Annotated in this window: 14 protein-coding genes; 8 read left to right on the forward strand and 6 right to left on the reverse strand. The window is 42.4% G+C overall.

The genetic code is table 11. The features are described 5' to 3' along the window. Nucleotides 1-89 precede the first annotated feature (89 nt). From AC570H_RS21970 to AC570H_RS22000, 7 genes are all read left to right on the forward strand, one after another. Nucleotides 90-779, forward strand: a complete 690-nt coding sequence (locus AC570H_RS21970; RefSeq protein ID WP_497358998.1) for an RraA family protein — start codon at nucleotides 90-92, stop codon at nucleotides 777-779. Nucleotides 780-803: 24 nt separating this feature from the next. After that, nucleotides 804-3,728, forward strand: a complete 2,925-nt coding sequence (locus AC570H_RS21975; RefSeq protein WP_497359000.1) for a glycoside hydrolase family 2 protein — start codon at nucleotides 804-806, stop codon at nucleotides 3,726-3,728. A gap of 25 nt (nucleotides 3,729-3,753) precedes the next feature. Next, nucleotides 3,754-6,663: a glycoside hydrolase family 2 TIM barrel-domain containing protein gene (locus AC570H_RS21980; protein ID WP_497359002.1), complete on the forward strand. Its 2,910-nt coding sequence runs from the start codon at nucleotides 3,754-3,756 to the stop codon at nucleotides 6,661-6,663. 98 nt (nucleotides 6,664-6,761) lie between these two features. Further along, nucleotides 6,762-7,928 carry a mandelate racemase/muconate lactonizing enzyme family protein gene (locus AC570H_RS21985; protein ID WP_497359004.1) on the forward strand — a complete coding sequence of 389 codons (1,167 nt, stop codon included), beginning with the start codon at nucleotides 6,762-6,764 and terminating at the stop codon, nucleotides 7,926-7,928. Nucleotides 7,929-7,939: 11 nt separating this feature from the next. Continuing rightward, on the forward strand, nucleotides 7,940-8,731 hold the full coding sequence (locus AC570H_RS21990) for an SDR family NAD(P)-dependent oxidoreductase (protein WP_497359006.1): 792 nt from the start codon (nucleotides 7,940-7,942) through the stop codon (nucleotides 8,729-8,731). Further along, nucleotides 8,732-9,619, forward strand: a complete 888-nt coding sequence (locus AC570H_RS21995; protein ID WP_497359008.1) for an SMP-30/gluconolactonase/LRE family protein — start codon at nucleotides 8,732-8,734, stop codon at nucleotides 9,617-9,619. Nucleotides 9,620-9,722: 103 nt separating this feature from the next. Next, the gene (locus AC570H_RS22000) at nucleotides 9,723-11,375 is read left to right on the forward strand and encodes a sodium:solute symporter family protein (RefSeq protein WP_497359010.1); all 1,653 of its coding nucleotides are present in this window, start codon (nucleotides 9,723-9,725) and stop codon (nucleotides 11,373-11,375) included. A 300-nt stretch (nucleotides 11,376-11,675) separates the two neighbouring features. Here AC570H_RS22000 and AC570H_RS22005 read toward each other — a convergent pair whose 3' ends face one another. Genes AC570H_RS22005 through AC570H_RS22015 form a run of 3 tightly spaced genes read right to left on the reverse strand, consistent with a single transcriptional unit; the run spans nucleotide 11,676 to nucleotide 17,171 of the window. After that, nucleotides 11,676-12,224: a DUF5018-related domain-containing protein gene (locus AC570H_RS22005; RefSeq protein WP_497359012.1), complete on the reverse strand. Its 549-nt coding sequence runs from the start codon at nucleotides 12,222-12,224 to the stop codon at nucleotides 11,676-11,678. A 23-nt stretch (nucleotides 12,225-12,247) separates the two neighbouring features. Continuing rightward, a complete protein-coding gene (locus AC570H_RS22010; RefSeq protein ID WP_497359014.1) occupies nucleotides 12,248-14,116 on the reverse strand; it encodes a RagB/SusD family nutrient uptake outer membrane protein in 1,869 nt (622 codons plus the stop codon). A gap of 13 nt (nucleotides 14,117-14,129) precedes the next feature. Beyond that, nucleotides 14,130-17,171, reverse strand: coding sequence for a SusC/RagA family TonB-linked outer membrane protein (locus AC570H_RS22015; protein WP_497359016.1), 3,042 nt, complete (start codon nucleotides 17,169-17,171; stop codon nucleotides 14,130-14,132). Between the two features lie 357 nt (nucleotides 17,172-17,528). On the opposite strand from AC570H_RS22015, the gene AC570H_RS22020 reads away from it, so the two are divergent. Then, on the forward strand, nucleotides 17,529-18,392 hold the full coding sequence (locus tag AC570H_RS22020) for an AraC family transcriptional regulator (protein ID WP_497359018.1): 864 nt from the start codon (nucleotides 17,529-17,531) through the stop codon (nucleotides 18,390-18,392). Between the two features lie 27 nt (nucleotides 18,393-18,419). Here AC570H_RS22020 and AC570H_RS22025 read toward each other — a convergent pair whose 3' ends face one another. The 3 genes from AC570H_RS22025 to AC570H_RS22035 form a co-directional block, all read right to left on the reverse strand. Further along, nucleotides 18,420-18,866: a DoxX family protein gene (locus AC570H_RS22025; protein ID WP_497359020.1), complete on the reverse strand. Its 447-nt coding sequence runs from the start codon at nucleotides 18,864-18,866 to the stop codon at nucleotides 18,420-18,422. Between the two features lie 117 nt (nucleotides 18,867-18,983). Continuing rightward, the gene (locus AC570H_RS22030; protein WP_497359022.1) at nucleotides 18,984-20,030 is read right to left on the reverse strand and encodes a DUF6807 domain-containing protein; all 1,047 of its coding nucleotides are present in this window, start codon (nucleotides 20,028-20,030) and stop codon (nucleotides 18,984-18,986) included. Nucleotides 20,031-20,051: 21 nt separating this feature from the next. Beyond that, on the reverse strand, nucleotides 20,052-22,034 hold the full coding sequence (locus AC570H_RS22035; protein ID WP_497359024.1) for a beta-N-acetylhexosaminidase: 1,983 nt from the start codon (nucleotides 22,032-22,034) through the stop codon (nucleotides 20,052-20,054). Nucleotides 22,035-22,062: the final 28 nt, after the last annotated feature.

The raw sequence follows: 22,062 nt of genomic DNA on the forward strand, positions 1-22,062 counted from the left end.
CAATATCTGTATTCGCAACCCCAAATCGCGCACATCGATTTAATCGGTGTGTAGTTTAATTTTTAATCATATAAACACACAAAGAAATTATGCATTGGCAGAATGACGATGAGCTTTTTGAAATTGTAAGAGCCGAACTTTATACCGCAGTAATAGGAGATATAATGGATAAAATGGGGCTATTGCACCAATTTTTACCACCAAGTATACAGCCACTTCATCCAGATATGTTTGTAGTAGGGAGGGCAATGCCAGTTGTTGAAGCAGATGTGTTGGAAGCCAATGAGTATGAGGGTAATAATCCAATCTTAAAAAAGCCTTTTGGTCTGATGCTCGAAGCACTAGATGACTTAAAAAGGAACGAAGTTTACATTTGCACAGGGTCATCGCCAAATTATGCCTTATGGGGCGAATTGATGAGCACTCGGGCATTGATATTAGGTGCTGTTGGCGCTGTTGTGAATGGATATTCGAGAGATACCAAAGGGATTCTAAAACTCAATTTCCCTACGTTTTCTTACGGCAATTATGCACAAGACCAGGCACCAAGAGGCAAAGTGATAGATTTTAGGGTGCCTATAGAAATCAATGGCGTTAAAATCAATCCAGGCGATATTATCGTGGGAGATATTGATGGCGTTTGCGTAGTGCCACAAGAACACGAAACAGAAATCATGGATTTGGCCATTGAAAAGGCAAGGGGAGAAAAAATGGTACAGGTTAAGATATTAGAGGGGATGAGCGCAACCGAAGCTTTTGCCAAATACGGCATCATGTAAATTAACTAAACAACAACCACACAAATGAAGATTTTTTATACCACACTTACGGTTTTACTGGTCTTTGCGGGAAGTGCAAAATCGCAGATCCAGAAAATAAACTATACCACGGCCGATAAACAGGTGCTGAAACTGAACAGGATCTCGCCGGTTGCTTCGGCACAGCCCAACAAGCTATCGCTAGATGGAACTTGGCAGTTTTCCGAAAATATCAATACATCGCCCTGCAATAAAAACATACAGGTTCCGGGCGAATGGGTAATGCAAGGTTTCGAGGTAGACAAAGATGCGGTTGCAGGCTACCAAAGGAGTTTTACTGTGCCTGCCAATTGGAAAAATAAGCGCTTAAAATTACGTTTCGACGCGGTTTACAGCGATGCCGAAATTTGGCTCAATGGTAAAAAAACAGCCAGTCATTTGGGTGGTTTTACCCCGATAGAAGTTGATGTAACCAATTTTGTAAAATGGAATGCCGATAATCAGGTATTGGTTAAGGTAAAATCGAAAAGCAAAGCCGATTCTTTGGCCAGTGCTTCTGAATATGCGGTACATCCTTTGGGAGGAATTTCTAGGAAAGTATACCTGATGGCCGTGGAAGAAGTAAATTTTGCTTATGCCGATATCAAAACATTGTTGGATAAAAACTATGAAAATGCCGTTTTAAGTGCAGACGTAATCATTGCCAACGAGCAGGATTCCAAAACTGGCAACTTGAGCATTAAAGCCGAACTCTTTAAGGCTGATGGGACCACGAAAGTAACCGAAAAAATGGTGACTGTTGAAAGCGGCATCAATAAAGGCGAGTATGCACAGCAGAACATTAGTTTTGATGTGATCAAACCTGCCAAATGGGATCCAGAACATCCTAATTTATATGTGGTTAAGCTCAGCATTTTTAAAGGCAAGGATTTGGAAGATGTCATTACCAAAAGCATCGGCTTTCGCCAAATAGAGGTAAGGGGAAATCGTGTTTTTGTCAATAATATGCCGATCAAATTGCGTGGAGTTTGCCGTCACGAAACGATGCCTTTGCGTGGCCGTTCGGTAAACGATAACATGTGGGAAAAAGATGTAAAGCTTTTTGCCGAAGGCAATGTCAACTATATCAGGACATCCCATTATCCGCCTGCAGAAGAATTGATCGATGCCTGCAATCGCTTGGGCATGTTTTTGGAAGTAGAAGCTCCTTTTTGCTGGGCAGAGAATACCAATGTGCCTGCGGGAACAGAAATCTACCAGGCACTAATGGTTGATCAGACTTTGGATATGGTCAATTATTTCAGGTCTAATCCAGCTGTGCTGATCTGGTCTATCGGTAACGAATCTGGAAAGTACGCGGCATACTTTAAAGAAACCGCTAAACTGGTCAAAGCCTTTGATCCAACCCGTCCGCGCAACTTTAGCCAATACGGACCAGATGCTGATGAAGGCGACTTGGAGATTACCAATCACCATTATCCGGGTCCAACAGGCCCAAGCACTTACAGAAACTATAAAAGGCCTATTGTTTTTGACGAATACGTACATTTGAATGCCTATAACCGATTAGAACTGGTTACCGATCCTGGCGTTCGTGATGCCTGGGGAATTGGCTTTGAAGCAATGTGGGAAAATATGTACAGAACTGATGCGGTACTTGGAGGTGCCATTTGGGCTGGTATTGACGATACCTTCTTTTTGCCCAATGGCAAAACAGTTGGCTATGGCACCTGGGGCCCGCTTGATGGCTGGCGTAGGGAAAAACCAGAATATTGGCACATGAAGAAAATCTATTCGCCGGTAAAGATCAAATTGGCCAGTAATTGGAACAATGGCAAAGTTGCCGTAGAACTAGAAAACAGATTGCTTTTTAGCAATTTGAACGAATGCAAAATAGAGTGGAACCTGGCTAACGAAAGTGGGTATGTTCAAGCCGATTTAAAGCGAAACGGCAAAACGTCAGCTAGCCTAAGCATCAACAAAAAACCTGCTCCTTCCGATAAGCTAACCATAAAAGTGTATGATCCACGTGGTATCTTGATCGATATTTACCAGTTTACGGTAACCCCTACAATTACAGACATGGCTTCGGCTCAAAAAACAGCTGGCCAAGCATGGACGTATGCCCAAAACGGAAATAACCTGACTGCCAAAGCGGGTAGCTTTGCGGTGAATTTTAATTTGGCCAACGGCGACATCGAGCAAGTAAACGATAATGGCGCAACGGTTTGGAATACAGGAGCAAGGTTAATGGTATTGCCTTTAACCGGCGAGGGCAGGGGTACCCAAATGACAGGCGAAAGCCAGCAGTTTGATCCTTTTACCGATGTCTGCAAAAACAGGATCGTCAAGGAGATTAAGCTCGATAAAGCCAAAAATAGTTTTACGGTGAGCGTAACAGATTTATATAGCGAAGCCGAAGGCACAACCAGCTATAGCTTTTCGACCAATGGCGCTGTTAAAATAGACTATAAATATGTGATCAAAAAAGAGGTTAACCCACGTCAATGGGGATTGGTTTTTGGTTTGCCCACTACTTTTCAGGAATTGGATTGGAACAGAAATGCCCTCTGGAATTACTACCCTGCAGACCACATTGGCCGGCCTATTGGTAGAACAAAACTCACTTCAGCCAATAAAGTTTCTGGTCCTGCTGGTCCATCTGCCTTGCCAACTACGCCTTGGAGCCTAGACCGAAATGATTTGGGTACCAATGATTTCAGGTCTACCAAAATGTATATTAACCAAGCCCAGCTCAGCAATGGAGTTTCTAATTTTGATGTTTTATCAAACGGACAGCAACACATCAGGGCATGGAAAGACGAGCAAGGCATTAAAGCTTTGGTGGCAGGTTACAGCAACATGGGCGCCGAAAGATTTTTTAGGGGTCATGCCGAAAAAATGGACAGACCGTTAAAAGTTGGCGATGTCATTCAAGATAGTATTCACCTGCAGCTAAAGGATAAATAAGATGGGCAAGCAAAATAATTTAAAAATGAGGAAGGGGTTACTCTTATCGCTGAGTTTAATTTTTTGTCTGGCGCTTCAAAATAGCGTTGCGCAAACCTCAAAGCAAGAAGCCTTGTCGGTAAATGGTTTATCGCCCCTGCCTTTAACGCTTCCACTAGTACAAAAGCCAACTTTATCGCTTAATGGCGAATGGAGTTTTGCAAAAGATGGCCAAAAAAGTGCGATTAAAGTTCCCGGCGAGTGGGCCATGCAAGGTTTTACGGTTAATGCCGGAGAAACTGCTATCTATAGCAAGAAAATAGAGATTCCTGCCAGTTGGAAAGGACAAAGAATCAGATTGAGGTTCGATGGGGTGAGCTCTCATGCCCTTGTGAAAGTCAATCAGCAAAAAATGATTGAGCACGAAGGCAGCTTTGTGCCCTTTGAAGCAGACATTACTTCGGCTCTTAAACCTGGTGAAAACCTGATCGAAGTAGAAGTGCAGGCAAATACCATTAGCGATATTTTGGCCTGTACCTCGCAATATGCCGTACATACCGTTGGCGGTTTGTTGAGGAATGTTACGCTTTTTGCATTGCCTGAGGTAAATATTTCCGATTTTACAGTGATCACCAATTTAGATGAGAAGTTTAGAGATGCCAATTTAAATCTTAAAACGAAGATCAATAACCAAAGCAAACATAACAGCTCGGTACAATTGGCCTATACCTTGAGAGACAAAACGGGCAAAGTAGTGCTGAGCAAAAAAACAGTAACACATCAAGTTACAGCCGGCAGCCAGTTCAACCTGCCTGAACAAAGTTTCTTGGTTAAAAATCCTCAAAAATGGAACACCGATTTGCCTTATCTCTACAATTTAGAAATTGTATTGCTGGTTGATGGAAAAGCTGTGCAGACCAATCAACAAAAAATAGGTTTTAGGGAGGTTACTGTAAAAGGGAACCAGTTATTGGTAAATGGCATGCCGATTAAACTAAGGGGAGTGAACAGGCACTCGGTGCACCCGCTTACGGGCAGGAGCATTAGCGATGACCTGGAAGTAAAAGATGCCGAATTGTTTAAACAGGCAAATTGCAATTACATCCGTACTTCGCATTACCCGCCATCGCAAGAATTTTTAGAGGCTGCAGACCGTATCGGCTTATTTGTTGAAGACGAATCCTCATTAACCTGGATACAGCATGGGGCTTCGCCAATCTGGAGGTTATGGAACTATAAAGACGAAAAATTCTTGCCCTATATGTTGGCCGCCAACCTCGAAAAAATGCAGGCTGCCAAAAACAATCCATCAGTAATCATCTGGTCATTGGGTAATGAATCGATGTGGAGTCCGCTTTGGCAAAAAGTATTAGACAAGGTAAAAGCCTTCGACCCAACCCGACCAACTTCTTTCCATGATCAATGCTGGGGTGGTTTTAACAATGCGGGCAGCAAAGCGGATATTGCAAATTACCATTATCCAGGTATGAATGGTCCGGCAGCTACCGATACCATGAAAAGACCTACTCTGTTTGGAGAATACGCGCATTTGAGCACCTATAACCGTAGAGAACTGCTTACCGATCCAGGCGTGAGGTCTGCTTATGGACCGCAAATGGTGAAGATGTACGATTCGATCTACTACCATAAAGGCAATTTGGGCGGTGCAATTTGGAGTGGCATAGACGATACCTTCCACATGCCCGATGGCAATATCGTAGGTTACGGGCCATGGGGCCCAATAGACGGCTGGCGCAGACCTAAACCCGAATATTGGGGCATGAAAAAAGCCTATGCGCCAGTAGTGATTAAAAATTGGGCTCAACCAGAAATCAAGAACAATCAATTAGTGCTAAAAATAGAAAACCGTTACGATTTTATTTCACTAAAAGATGTAGCTATTAATTATGAAATAGATGGTGTAAAAAATGCGATCAGCGCTAACGTCGGACCACATCAGCAAGGCGAGTTGCGAATTCCAATCAACCCCGATGCCAAGGAAGTTTATGTTTCTTTCAAAGATCCACACGGATTTATAGCCAATGAGGAACGGATTGTGCTGAAAAAAGAATCAGCAAGCCAAACCAATTCTACTGTTCCGATTGCAATAACCGAAAATGAATCGGCCTATTTTGTTACGCAGGGCGAGGCCAAATTTACCATTAACAAAATAACCGGGGTAATTTCTGGCGCAAGCATCAACAATCGTAAAGTATTGGCTCAAGGGCCGGTATTTTGTGTAGTGCCTATGAATAGTGAAGACGGTGGCAAGCCAAACGTAGCTGGAGAAACTTATCAGAACAATATTCACCCCATTAAAAACTATCCGTTATACACCATTTTTGCACAGGAGATCAAAGTAGATAAAAGCCAGGATTCGATTGTTGTTTCTGCTACTGTGAAATATACCAATGGCGATGGTAAGTTGAAGTATATTTTTATGAGCAATGGTAATACTAAAGTCGACTATGAAGTACAAGCCAATACGGCCAACCCTTATCAGTATGGGCTGTTGTTTCAGTTACCAAAAGAATTTGACCAATTGAGCTGGAAACGAAAAGGCGAATTTACAACCTATGCACCCGAAGATCCGGCAAGGGCAATAGGCGAAGCCAAGCTAAATGCCAAATGGTTGCCGGCTGTGGAAGAGTTTGGTAAGATGCCAAATAAAGATTGGAAAGACGACGCCAACGAAATGGGATCGAATGATTTCAGGTCTACAAAACGTAGTATCTTGCAGGCTGGTTTATTCAATGCTACAAAAAACGGAATCAATGTATTTGGAGACGGAAGCCAATCTTCGCGCAGCTGGCTCCAAGACGAAAATATACAATTGCTCATTGCGGCTTATAGCAATAACGGTTCAGAGCCTTTTTATGGATCACCGTTTACCGATGGGCGCATCGCAACAAAAGGAAAACAATTAAAAGGCAGCGTGACATTTAAACTGCAGTAAAAATTAATAGGAATGAAACCATCATGAGCATACCACTCACAATAAAGATGAACATGCTCATGATAGCTTCATAACCATAAAAAAACAAATATATACTGATGAAAATAACAGATGTAAAAGTTTGGCTGGTTGAGGGCGTAAAATATAACTGGACTTTATTAAAAATATATACGGATACGGGCCATACCGGTGTAGGCGAAGCAACCAATTGGCCAGGAAGTCCGATTGTGTTCGAAGCTGCTAAGCACGTGGGACAACGAATCATTGGATTAGACCCGATGAAAACAGATTTCATATGGACCAAGCTCTACCGCGACCTCAATTGGATAGGGCCATTTGGAGCCAGTATGTGTGCCATCAGTGGTATAGATATGGCCCTGCTCGATCTCAAAGGTAAAGTATTGGGCACACCATGTTATGAATTGTTGGGCGGTGCATTTAGAAAAGACATTTTGCTGTACGCCAATTATTGGTTTACAGGAGGTGGCCACAATGTAGAAGATTATGCACAACAGGCCATAAAGGTAAAAGAAGCAGGATTTACGGGACTGAAATTCGATCCTTTTGCCCATACCAATTATTTATATGGAGAAGACTTGTCTTCGAACCTGCAGCTAACTGCCGAACAGCAGGATTTGGCATTCGAAGTAAGCAAGGCAGTAAGAGATGCAGTTGGACCGAACTTCGATATCATGATCGAAACCCATGCCATGCTCAACTATAGGGTAGCCGTAAAAATGGCACAGCGTTTAGCTGAACTAGATATTACCTGGTACGAAGAACCTGCCGGACCAGAGAATGCCAATACATTGAAAGCCATGCGCGATAGGATTCCTTCCAACGTGTCTATTTGTGTAGGCGAACGCCATTATACCCGCCACGGGATACGCGATGTGCTCGAAAAACACATTTGCGATATCATGATGCCGGATATTACCCGTTGTGGAGGCCCTTCTGAAATGAAACGCATGGCCACCATGATGGAGGCTTATAATGTATTATTGGCACCACATAATCCGAACGGACCGCTTTCTACTTTGGCCTCGGCACATGTTTGTGCTTCGGTTCCAAATTTCTTTAGGCAAGAGTTTATGTTTAATGATGTGCCTTGGCGGGATACGGTAATCGACCATCCAATAGGCGAAATGATCAGCAATGGGCACCTGCAGCTGAGCGACCGCCCCGGACTTGGTGTTGATTTGGTAGAATCTGAAATGGAGCAACACCCAGGCATTTTAGCACCTAGGGCTGGATTTTATGTTTAATTGATAGGGTTATGGCATTAGCAATCGATTTAAAAGGCAAAGTTGCCCTGGTAACTGGAGCAACATCGGGCATCGGATTGGGAATAGCAAGCATGTTGGCTAAAGCAGGCTGTACGCTTATTGCTTGTGCCGAGCATGCCACCAACAGCCCCGAAGCCGAACAATTTAGCAAGGCATTGGCTGCGTATAAAGAAAATGTGAGCTATGTAAAGGCCGATATGCTAGTGGCACAGGATATTGAAGCGTTGGCGACACATATAGCAAACGTGTATGGTGGCCAATTGGACATTTTGGTGTCAAATGCCGGAAAAAACGTCTTTACAGGAGCCGAGCAGAGTTCTGAAACCGATTGGGAACTTAACATGGACCTTAATCTGCGATCGCATTGGCGATTGGCCAAAAGCTGCAAGCCCTACCTCGAAAAAAAAAATGGCGTAATTATTCTGATGAGCTCTAATCATGCTTATGCAAGCATTCCAGGCTGTTTTCCATACAATGTGGCCAAAACTGCATTAACCGGTTTGGTAAGGAGCTTGGCTATAGAATGGGGACCACAAATCAGAACAGTAGGCATAGCGCCTGGCTTTATAGATACCCCGGGAAACCAGCAATGGTTTAACTCATTCGAAGATCCAACCCAAGAAAAACAGCGTACCATTAACTTGCATCCTGTAAAGAAAATAGGTACGGTTGAAGAAATAGGCGCGTGGTGCGTGTTTTTGGCAAGCGAATATGCCGGTTTTGCTTCTGGGGTTACTTACCTGATCGACGGCGGAAGAAGCGCATTAATGCAGGATAATTAAATGAAGACCTGGAAAGCAGAAGTACTGTCTAAAACCAGCCTATTGCTCGGCGAGAGCCCTCGATGGCACCAGGATTGGCAAAAATTTCTTTTTGTAGACATCAAAGGGAAAGTATTAGGTACCATCGATCCCATCGATGCCAAATTAGAACTGAGGCGATTACAAAAGATGCCTGGAATGGTGGTGCCAAGCAGTACCGGAAGTTTAATTATTGCCCTACAGGGAGAAATTGCCGAATTAGACTTTGAAACAGGGATTTTTCGATCACTTATTAAAATAGAAGCTTCCCAACCAGCAAACAGGTGCAATGATGGTGCCTGCGATGCCGAGGGAAGGTTATGGATCGGTACCATGCATCAAGAAGCCAAATTAAACGAGGGCAATCTATATTGCTTTACAGACCATCTTGAGAAGAAAATTGCCGATACAAGCGTATCCAATGGAATCTGCTGGTCGCCGGATAATCGCACATTATATTATATCGATTCTTTTGCCTACAACATCAGGGCTTATGATTTTGATTTGACCAACGGTACAATCGCCAACGAACGGATAGTGGTAACGATAGATGAAGAAGATAAGTGCGCCGATGGCATGTGCATAGATACCGAAGGTATGTTGTGGGTAGCCATTTGGAATGGTGGTTGCGTAAACAGATATAATCCCTTAACCGGTGAATTGATAGGGACGGTGCTTGTAGATGCGCCATTTGTAAGTGCTTGTACATTTGGAGGCAAGGATATGGATCAGCTGTTTATTACCACTGCGAAGGCTGGGCTATCAGCAACAGATTTAAAGAAATATCCAAACAGTGGTGCTTTGTTTTTGGCCAAAGTTGAGGCTAAGGGCCAAGCAACACATGCCTACAAGATGAAAAGTAAGAACTAACCAATATAACCAGATGAAACCATCATGATTTTACTGAAGCCCGAAGGGAAATGGCTACAACATCATGATCGCTTCATCACCGTTGAAAAAAATATATAACCAGATGAAATTAGTAGCAATTGATTATGTCATTATAGGCATATATTTTCTTTTTGTAATGAGCGTTGGGCTTATCCTTAAAAAGAAGATCAAAACCAGCAAGGATTTTTTGTTGAGCGGGCATAATATCCCCTTGTGGATTACTTGTTTGGCATTTATTTCGGCCAATTTGGGTGCACAAGAAGTATTGGGCATGGCCGCAAATGGCGCTAAATACGGGCTTTACACCTTGCACTTTTACTGGTTGGGTGCGGCATTGGCGATGATATTTTTGGGTGTTTACATGATGCCGTTTTATTATGGAAGCAAGGCCAGAAGCGTTCCCGAATACCTCAAACTCCGCTTTGACGAGAAAACCAGAACTTTTAACGCGCTTACCTTTGCAGCAATGACGGTGTTTTCATCGGGTGTTTCGCTATACGCATTGGCGATGCTGATGGAAGCTATATTAGGCTGGAACTTTGACCTTTCGATCTGGCTAGCGGCGGGCATTGTGCTGGTCTATACATTTTCTGGTGGATTAACCAGTGCCATTTACAACGAAGTGTTGCAGTTTTTTCTGATCATTATCGGCATTGCACCGCTGGTTTACATCGGTCTGGAAAAGGCTGGGGGTGTGCAAGGCATTTTGCAACATGTAGAAGATGCAAAGCTCCACGTTTGGAAAGGGCTCGATAGCCCCGCGAATAACCCCATGGGCGTTGATGCCTTTAGTATGGTTTTCGGATTGGGTTTTGTTTTGGCCTTCGGCTATTGGTGCACCGATTTTTTGGTGGTACAGCGCGCCATGGCCAGCAGAAATTTAAATGAGGCCCAGCGCACGCCAATACTGGCGGCCTTTCCTAAAATCTTGATGCCGATTATCGTTATTTTGCCAGGTATCATTTTGTTGGCCCTGCAAAATCAGTATACTGGTTTTGCCCTTCCGGTGAATGCAAGTGGCGATAAAGACTACAATATGGTATTGCCTTTATTGTTGCAAAAACTATATCCAAATGGCCTGTTGGGCTTGGGAATAACGGCGTTGATCGCCTCTTTTATGAGTGGCATGGCCGGAAATGTAACCGCGTTTAATACCGTTTGGACTTATGATATCTATCAAACCCATATCAAAAAGAATGCCTCAGATGCGCATTACTTCTTGGTAGGAAAGGCGACTACCATTGTTGGCATTCTGATTTCGATTGCTACGGCCTATGTAGCAAAAGGATTCAATAGCATTATGGATTTGTTGCAGCTGGTTTTCAGTTTTGTAAACGCACCGTTGTTTGCCACTTTCTTTTTGGGCATGTTTTGGAAACGAACAACTGGGCACGGTGCTTTTTGGGGCTTATTGTCAGGAACTGTAGCAGCTGCCATTACTCATGGACTTTCTATGGCCGAGGGCAAGGGGGCGTGGATTTCGCATTTGTTTGATTTTTACTCGGCCACTGGTCAGGCATTTACGATTGCTTCTATCTCTTTTATCGTTTGTACGGTGGTGACCATAACGGTGAGTTTGTTTACAAATGCAAAGCCAGAAAAGGATTTGGTTGGCTTGGTTTATAGCCTTACGCCACGTGAACAGATCAAATCTAAATATTGGTATACCAATCCTTTGTACTTGGGAGTTATCGTGCTCCTCATTACTGTAGTATTTAACCTGATCTTCTTCTAGTTTTATAATAGGCTAAATTGAGTGGTAATTTCCCAATTTAGAGGGATGGTCATAGATTGGGGTATTAAATAATAGAAATTAATAGTCGAACTCAGGTTATACCAGTTCAAAATTAATTCAACTGATACATGAAGGCCAGCTAAATAAGTTGGCCTTTTTGTTTATTGCTACTTTCTTGTAGCGGCTAAAGGTGATAAATCAGGGTCTAAAATTGGTTCTAACGATTTTAGCACAGTCCTATAAACAAGAAAGCTTGATCATTTTCATGACCAAGCCTCTCCTTTTTAAACTAAACTAAATCTAAAAGCCTTTTATTGTTCTGATTAAGTAATCCTTGGTAGAGCCGTCAGATGCTTTTACCTGGTAAATGCGGTCCTTCGAAAAATCTCCAGGACTGCCCAATTTAGGTGCGTCACCTACAGGACTTACCGTGGCCACATCTGAAACGGTTACGTAAACCCATAATTTGTTCAATTGGTCTACTTTTATCAGTTTATCAAATTGGGCATAGAGCATTGCCTTGGTTACAGAACCTGTTGGTCCAGCTTTCAATACCGAATTGGCATCATAAGACAAGGTGGTTTGGAATCCATCCAGTCCATTTTCTTTAATGGCTACCGTTTGTTTCTTTAACAATACTTCGCAAACGCGATCTTTTTGGATCTCTTGTTTGGGCGTGCCTTTTTGAATGGTATCGGTATATAAAAATCTGTAAGTATAGTCAACCGTCGACATTACTTTTAGGCTCGAATTATTCAGCTTGTCTAATCCTTTCTTTAAACAGCCCGAGAGCGAGAAGATCAGTCCAAATAAAAAGATATTAAGCAGTGGTTTTATCATGTTTTTCATTTCTATTCAAATTAGTAGTAAAATCAATCCCAACCTGGGTTCTGGTTAATGCCAGATCTTAAGCGGAAGGCTTCATTAATAGGTAACAGGTAACGTTTGGCCGTAAATCTTGCTTCGCCAACCACGTTGTTGTCTGTAAAAAAGGTATAGGTTTTGCCATCACGCGAAATGCGTATGCCACGAAGGGTACCCTGTAAATCGGGAATGACATAGCCACTTGTGGCAAATTCTCCATTTTTAACGCCACCTGAAGTTCTCATGCCCCAACGTAAGAGAGACCAGTAGCGATCATTGTTTTCATACACCATTTCTACGTTTCTTTCTCTCTTGTAAGCTTCGAATAAAGAGTTGCCCCATACATTTCCAGATAAAGGCGCTAAGTAGCTGATGACTTGGCTTTCGTCAAAACCGGCATGTTTAACCATGGTTGGGATCATGTATCTTTTTGCATTTTCATAATCTCCTTTCATTAAATAAGCTTCAGCCATGTTCAAATAAGCTTCTCCATAGCGCAATACAGAAAAAGAGTAATCCAGTTTTTGGTCTGAAGGATTTGGTAAGCTGATTACATGGTCGTAATTATATTTAAGCATGGCATAACCAGTAGAAGAATTATAGTTTTCGGTATTGCCGGCGTTGTAGCCGTATTCGGCAAATGATCCCTCATTAATTTTACTGTTTGCATTGCTCACATTACCGTCTCTCCTAAAAAACACGCGGGCCTGATTGTTAAAATACATGCAACCATCGTATAAAATGGAGGCATAGAATCTAAGATCTCTCTTCTTGGTCGTGCTGAAATACATTTTTTCATCTACATCAGCGCCTGTGGTTACATAGGATGCGTTTTGCCAAAATTTAATGCTGCCATCTACATCTTTAACCAGGTAATCATCTACTAAGTCTTGAGTTGGCCAGGCGCCACCGTCCATTCCCCAAAAGTTCATGGTTACATTGATTGGGAAATTCTGCTTTGCATAATCAGAGAACTTGCCGTTGGCCCATAAGCCTTGGTATTGCATTGGGATATCGTAAAGCGAAGTATTGGTTTTAGAACGCTCTCTGGTTAAGATGTTCTCTTTGGTTGCGATTGCAGTTTCATATTTTCTAAACATATCTGCATAAGGACTGAGCTGCGATCCGGCAGCATTCAAGCCAAGGGCAGTGCCAGATGCGATTGTTTTATCATAATAGGTGCTGCCTGCTGTACCACCATCAACATAGGCCGCGGCCTGTAAAGCTACCCGCATGATAAGCGCATTCGCTGCATTAGAAGATGCTCTGCCTCTTTCGGCCGTTGCCGGAAGCGCCGCCACTGCTTTATCCAAATCGGCCAGGATAAAATCGTAAGTCTCTTTTATTGATTTTCTAGGGATCTGTAAATTTTCATTTGGATCAAGCTCGCGGTCAATAATTTGTAAGCCGCCAAATTGCTTCGCATAGATAAAATAATGTGCAGCCCTTAAAAAATAGAGCTCTCCCAATGAACGTTTTTTATAGGCTTCTGAAAATGTGGCGCTTGCTTGGATATTTTTGATCGCCGTATGTATTCTCCAAAGCAAACCATAATTTAACCAGCCATAATTGTCGTTTTTGGTCATTAGTTCTGCGCGATCTTTTGACCAATAAGGGCCGTTCAAGGTGCCTGCCATGGCATTTTTGGTTACGCTTTCTGCACGGGCAGAATTATTGTGGGCATAGGCCGCCAACCATGAGCCATCGGCTAATACATCTGCATAGATCTGGTAAATAAATGCGGTTGTTAGGTTTTCGCTGCTCCAGGTTTGCTCGCCAGTTATTTTGTCGTATGGCTTGGTATCTAGAAACTTTTTACAAGAAGAAAGACCGAAGGCTATCAAGCCCAAAATCCAAATTAATTTATATTTTTTCATTTTTATCTAATATTTAAAAACCTAATTGAAAGCCTGCAGAATATGTTCTCATCATTGGATAAGAATAGCCATCGAAGTTGTTGGCCTCAGGATCGCCATATTTTACAGATGGACCAACGGCAAACAGGTTAACGCCTGCTACAAACACGGTAAGGTTGCGCAGCCAGTTTTGTTTGTCGAGTATCGCATACTTAAAGTCGTAGGATAGGGTTACAGATTTTAGTCGGATGTAATTCGATTTGCGTGCCCAAAAATCAGACGAAGCATAATTGTTATTGTCGTTTAAGGAAGCGTTGCCTGGTCTTGGCATCGTGGCGTTAGGGTTGCTTGGCGACCAGTTATCGTTTTGGAAAGCAAAATCCAACCTTCTTTCCCCTTCCGAACCCATGGCTACATTGCTCATGTAGGTTTGCCTAGCGCCAGTGCCTTGTATGGTTGCGGCAATAGCTGCTCCCTTATAGCTGGCGCCAATGTCAATGCCAAATACAAAAGTTGGAGAAGTATTGTGCCCAAATCTCGCCTGATCCTGACCATCTATCTTTCCATCTCCATTTACATCTTGGTATTGCAAATCACCAGGTCTAAGATCTCGAGAAGTAACACGTTTTGGATTGTTCAAGATATCTTGCGGATTGGTATAAAATTTAGCACCGATATAACCCGTACCTACATAAAATTTCTCGTTGCCTTGGGCACGCAAGCGAGGGTTTGCCAATGTAACGCTATCCTCATTTGTTCTAAAGGCAATCGACCTGTAATAAGTAAAGTTGAAGCCTGCATTAAAATTCACTCTTCCAATCTTCGTATTGTATTTTAGCGAGCCATCTAAGCCTTCTATTCTGTCTTCGGCTTTTGATACAATAAGTGGAAGCTCATAGCCGATAGGATCGGTATAACGGAATTTATCAGCAGATAAAAATCCTTTAGTGGTTTCGAAAAAGTAATCAAAAGAGCCTTCTAGCTTATTGTTGAATAGGAAGAAATCAATACCGGCATCGTATTTGGTACGGTCGAACCAGGTAATGTTTACGCTTGGGGTTGGGCCTGGGGTTACGCTGTTTTGCAACTTGCCATCTACTACATAAGCATTAGAGTTATAGTTGTAAGTTGGCAGATAGGCATATAACCAGTGGTCGATGTTGTTTACGCCGATTTGTCCATACGAAGCCCTGATTTTAAGGTAATTGAATACTTTTTTGTCTTTGATGCCTTCGAAAAATTTCTCTTCAGAAACGGCCCATCCTGCCGATACAGAAGGGAAGAAGCCCCATCTTTTGCCATCGGGAAAATTGTCTGAGCCATCATAGCGGCCGGCAAACTCAAGCATGTATTTACGGTTATAATCATAGTGGAAACGACCCACATAACCCATCCAAGCCTGCTCGCCCTCCGTGTTCGAAGCCGTGATCAATGTCGCATCTCCCTTTTGAATCTGATGGATTTCTGTAGTATTGAAGCCTCTTGAACCTGCAGTTAGCGTGTTGTTGTAAAAATGCTGTCTGGTATGGACCAAAGTAGCCTCTATGTTATGTTTTTCGAAAAGGGTCTTTTTATAATCTGCCCTAAAGTTAAAGTCATATTGGCTTGTCATGAACGACGAACGGCTGATCCCAATATTCGCCGGATCTTCTTTAGTGGCATTGCCCTGCTCATCGTAATAAGTAGCCGTCTGTATCCAGTCTACGCGGTCTTGGGTGTTTACATTATAGTTTCCGTTAAACCCAAAAGTTAAGCCCTCTACTCCAGGCACTTTCCAATTTAATGCACCCGCCAATTGGTTATAAACCGTTCTGAGTTTAATATAGCCTGGGCTCATCAGCTGAAGAACCGGATTATCGAACTGATTAGAAATGTTCCCGCTAGAGGTAAATGGTTTTTCGAAAGGATTACGGTCTCTTAAACGCGAATAGATTGTATAGGCACTGGCAGGAGGATATTTTTCGTCCAATATAGTACCATTGACGTTCAATTCTACCGTTAAGCCTATCTTATCAAAATAACTGCTCACATTAGAGCGGTAGTTATACCTGTTGTAATCTAGGGAATTAAACTTCATAATTCCTTCCTGTCCCAGGGTGTTCAAGCTGCCAAAAAACTTTAAGCGTTCGGTACCGCCGTTTATCGAAACGGTATGCTCTTTCTGAGGGGCATAATTGCGCAACAATGTCTTTTCCCAATTGGTATAGCTGGACAGATTTTGATTGATCTGATCCATTTCCGTTGGGGTTTTAAAAGCATTAACGCCTTGCCCTAAAGCCTGATAAAGGTTGTTTAATGCAGTTGCATACTCAAATGCATTCATACGCTGCGGAACGTATGAAGGAGTATTGAAGGCATAATTGCCTTGGTACTCTACACTTAATTGCCCCGCCTCTCCCTGTTTGGTGGTAATCACCACTACGCCATTACCGGCGTTCATTCCATAAACTGCCGTAGAGGCGGCATCTTTCAAAATGGTTAGCGATTTGATGTCGGTTTTGTTTAAGGTTAAAAACCGCTGACGGTTAGAAACGAAACCATCGATAATGTACAATGGCTCTCCATTGCCACGAATAGAAATACTGGCCCCATTTTGTCCAGGTTCTGCAGAACCTTGTTGCACGATCACGCCAGGAAGCCTGCCTTGCAAAGCCGATCCCATATCCCCAACAGGAACGTTTTTAATGGCTTCGGTGTTTAAAGTGCTTACAGAAGTAGTATTCTTCCTGATACTTGTTGTACCAAATCCTACTACAACAACCTCATTCAGCGCAGTTTTGTCGTCTTCATTTAGCACGATGTTGAGGAAAGTCGAGTCGCCCACAGCAACTTCCAAAGTTTTAAAGCCTACAAAGCTTATCCTAAGTTTTGCACTGGAGGGATTAGGCACTTCGAGGGAGAAATTACCAGAAACATCCGTCGTGGTTCCTATGTTTTGGCCAATAACTCCAATGTTTACGCCCTCAAGCAGTTTTTTTTCACTGCTTTTTACGGTTCCCTTGATTTGCTTTTTGTTTTGGGCCAAAGCAAATAAGGAGAACAGCGAAATGATAAATAGTAAAAGTGTTTTTTTCATAGATGGTTTATTTGGTTAAATACACATATTAAATTCCCTCAGGTTGACCGCCCTTGGAAATGTTTTATAGCTCAGTATATAAATAAATGGTACTGAGTGGTTTAGGTTTTTTGGTTTTAGAGGCTTGCACTAAATGGTTTTACCGTTTGATGCGGCTAAGTTTTCGGCTTATATCTGTGCCCACAAACAGAAGGGGATACTTGACCTATTTGTTGGGTGTTGTAAATTTAATGTGGAAAGGAAGCTTGTTTGTAAAACTAAATTTGTAAAACCTTAAACTATTTTACCTCTTTATAGCTATTTATTGAGAAAATGATTAATTTAGTTTTGTTTATGTTAAAATAATGTCAATTAACGATGAGGCCTGAACTGATTAAAGTGGACCTGGCTGGCCATAAAAACATAAGGATCAAACAACTCGATACCCATAGTTTGATCTCTTCTTTTCATTTTCACGATTTGTGCGAATTGGTGTGGATTGAGAAAAGCTCTGGTAAACGCATAGTAGGCGACCATGTCGGCAATTTTGAAGACAATGACCTGGTGCTCATGGGGCCGAACCTGCCACATATTTGGCAAAACGACAGGAGCTATCTCGATCAGGAAAATAATAACGTGAAGTCTACCGTAATTTATTTCCCCCATGATTTTTTGATGGGGCTAACCGATGACCAAAATACCTTGGCCCAAACACAGGATCTGATAGAAAGGTCTTGCAGAGGATTGATGTTTAATGGACAAACCAATCAAAAGGTGAAGTCTCTTTTAATGGAAATACCAGCCCAAAGTGGTTTTGAGCGGATTATATCTATCCTTAAGATCATCGAAATCTTATCAAAATCTAACGATTACCAGTATTTGGCCAGCGTTACGTTTAAAAACCAGTACGATGAGAAGGACAACAATAGGATCAACAAGGTATACCAGTTTTTGATGCAAAACTTCCAGCGGGATATCCATTTAAAGGAAGTGGCAGACCTTTGCAATATGACTACCAATTCCTTTTGCAGGTTTTTTAAGGGTCGGTCGCAAAAATCGCTAACGCAGTTTATTAACGAGATCAGAATAGGGCATGCCTGTAAACTGCTGCAGAACGCAGATCTTTCTATTGCAGACGTTTGTTTTTCAAGTGGCTACAATAACCTTACTAACTTTAATAAGTTCTTTAAAGAAATCAAAGGCATGAGGCCATCAGAATACAGGACCCAATTAAAGAAGTAGATCAGCCAGTAAAATAAGAAGGCTATATTAAGATTTTTTCTTTCGGATTTGCTGGTCGACAGAGAAAGGGCCGGAACCAATTACCCAAAATAGCACCAAGAGGCAAAGCACAATTAGCGATAGCCAAAGCTCTGAATTAAGTGCCGAGAAACCATTTGAAATATTTACAAATAGGATCGCACAGATTAAAATCGGGATTTGGATCACTACGGCGAAACGTGTAACCAAACCAATGGTAATCAGAATTCCACCCACCAAATGTGCAAAGGCCACTAGGTGAATGGCAACGCTCGACATCATTTCTGAAAATCCGAATACATTGTTTTTTAATAAGAGTTCTTGTTGCTGGCCGGTATCACTGATCAGTGCTATACCTTTGCTAAAGATGATGAGACCTAAAACGATGCGGACTACATCTAGCCATTTTGCGTGATGGGCATCGCCCCAATGCTCAACTTTTTGGATAACGTTCATAATAAACCTCCTTTTAAAGCTTATGTTAAATTAAACAAAATATTTGATATAACAAACGGCTTAACAGGCTGATTTAAAATATATTCCTAATTTGTAAAAGTGAAACCCAGTTTGATTTTAGTATAATCGGGCAAAATCTGCAGCAAGTACCTCGATTTGTTGAGGATTGATAGAAGTAGTGCCGGCATTTAGGACCATGCGATACCTGAACGTGATTGTTTCGCCTTTTTTTAATTGCAGGTTTGTTGAGCTCTTGCCGTTAGAAAAGATTTTTTCGCCAAGTGGATTGGCTGCAAATAAACCATAGCCTCTGGCGTGCCAGTAGGTAGGATAATTTATATTTTTTGGATGGTCGATAATGGTAATGCTTACCGAGTCGGTGCCCATTTTTCCATATACTTTGCACCAAGATGCGCGCGTACCCCAGGCTTGATCCCCAGTTTTGCCCTCGCTGGTTAAATAATTGCCATTGGCTACTTTATCCATGCCCCCTTTTACCAAAGTTACATTGCCTTTGTCGTCAATATACTTCTGGTCCTCCTTGCTCGGTATCTGTAGTTCATGGGCTAATCGCATGCCTAAAAAGCCGTCTTTAGCGTCTGTAAAGGTAATGTCGGTATTGGCCTTTAAGATAGTAAAACGATCAATAATGCGGTTGTTGCCCGACCCGCTAAACGTTAGGCGGGTATTTTCTTCGATCAAAACCTCTTCTTTTTGGTTGGTCCAATTGGCATGGTATCTTAATGTGCCTTTCGGTCCGCTTGAGGCTTCAACTATGCGGTCGGTTTTTATCCAGCCATATTGGCTCTTCTTTTCTTTGGGAATGGCATAGGAGTTGTTCCAAAAATCGAGGCCATTTACATTTTCGAAGTTAAACCAAATCCCAATATGATGAGGATGATCTGTGGGATCTCCAGACTTTGGATGAAGTGGGAAACCACGCGTCACCTCGGTTTTATTGCTGGTATAAACCGGATACAGCACAGGTTTTTCTATGCTATCGGGATATAAAAAGCTAGTAAAAAGTTGATTACCTATAAATACGTCTATCTTTTTTGCCTTTGCATTTTTAATCAGCTTTACCTGAGTATTTTGCGCATGTAAGGAAGTTATGCCCAATGGGATCAATAAGGCAAGTAAGAATTTGAATTTATAAGTCATCATAGCATTGATGATTAGTTCGAGTTATCTTTTTCCCGCTCTTTTTTCCAGTTCTTCAATTGGCATGTTCATCATACGGCCAACCGGAGTTTTGCCCCTGTAAGTAATTACTTTCAACATCTTGGCATCAACAGGAGGTACCAACGGTGCAGTATATTTTGGATAAAAACGATCAGGGAATGAATTGTCGAAACTGTAATACATGTCCAAACCTTCTACCTCGGTGCTTAAAGTTACCAACAGGTTGCGGTCGGCACTTCTTCTTACGGCAAATATCGGATCGTAAACGCTCGGTGCATACTTGGTTTCGGCTACATCTAAACGTTTAAAATGCTGTTCGGTGCGGGCAAAGAAATTAGGCCAGTTTTTTTTCTCCTTTGGCGACCATACCGATTCGGCAATGGCAAAACCACGTGGCCAAGTCATGTATTCGGCCTGACGGATGTTGAACACTTGTTCGGTCCATAAATTAGCTTGTCCGCCTTTAATGTAGATAGGGTTTACGCCTTCTGGAACAGGGTCAAATTCGTAGGATTTGCTTAAGCGCAGCGAAGCGTAAACTCGAGGCTCTGTAATGGCATCGGCCTGCATGTAATCGATATAGGCATATTGGGTTGGGCTCATTACTACCTCATGACCGGCTTTAGCCGCTTCGGTGCCGTATTTCATATTTCTCCAGCTCATTACAGCCGCACTTGGAGAAACGCCACCTTCTAGAACTTCATCCCAAGCCATAAATTTTTTGCCTTTCGATTGGACAATCTTTTCAAGCCTGCGCTCGAAATAGCCCTGTACCTCTGGGATTGTTTTCAAGCCTTCGCGTTTCATCAGCTCTTTAATCTGGTCGTTCTTTTCCCAGTAGTTATGTGGAGCTTCATCGCCACCCATGTGGATATACTCGAATGGAAACAACTTGGCAATTTGGGTAATTACGGTATCCAAGAAAACATAAACTTTCTCGTTAGCTGGGCAAAGGGTATTGTCTACCATTGCAATTGGTGGTGCACCACGGCTCCAGTCCATGATTTTCTCGCCGCTGCGTACTTTATAATTTACGGCCTCTGGCGTGCACGATAAATCTGGGTAAGAAGCAATGGCGGCTAAGCTATGTCCAGGTACATCGATCTCTGGCAAAATATTCACAAAACGTTCTTGGGCATAGGCTACCAATTCCTTAATGTCGTCTTGGGTATAAAAACCACCATAATTGCGTGGCTCATCTGCCGTTGGCGGAATAAAATCGCCAAAAGAACCTACACGTTTCACATTCCAGGCACCCACTTCGGTTAATTTGGGTAGGCCTTTAATTTCAATTCTCCAGCCCTCATCATCCGTAAGGTGCAAGTGTAACACATTGTATTTGTAACGCACCATGGCATCTATATACTGCTTTACCTCTTGTTTGGTAAAGAAATGACGGGCAACATCAAACATTAATCCCCTCCAGCCTAAACGCGGATAATCGGTAATCTCTGCACAAGGCATGGTCCATTTTACGCCTTTCACTTCTTCTTTGCTCTCGATTTCTTTTGGCAACAATTGCAATAGGGTTTGTACGCCATAAAACAGCCCTGCAGGTTTATTGGCCCTGATGGTGATCTGTTTTTGGCCTACGGTTAAGCGGTAGCCTTCAATCCCTAAGGTAGCTTCGTTGGTTTCGTTAATGATCAGCTTAATGGTTGCGGCTGCGGTAGCCGTGCTCACGGTGCTTACATAATAGCCAGTAGGAGTAGACAAACGTTCTTGCAAAAAAGCCACGGTTTGTTTCAGCTCAGGCGATTTGTGTACTTGTATAACAATGTTTGCTGGCAATACAAAATGGCCGGCCTGCTTAATAATACTTACCGGTTCTGGAATAATGGCAATTTCGCTATTGGCAATAGATTCGGTCTCGTTAGGAACGCTATTGTCGGTACTGCTTGTGGCTGAACCACCATTGTCAACGGCCTGGGCAAAAACTTGAAAGCTAAAAAATAGGAACAGAATAAAAGATAGGCTTCGTTTCATGAAAAGATTAAAAATGAATGGAATGAAA

This window comes from Pedobacter sp. B4419 (assembly GCF_059693725.1).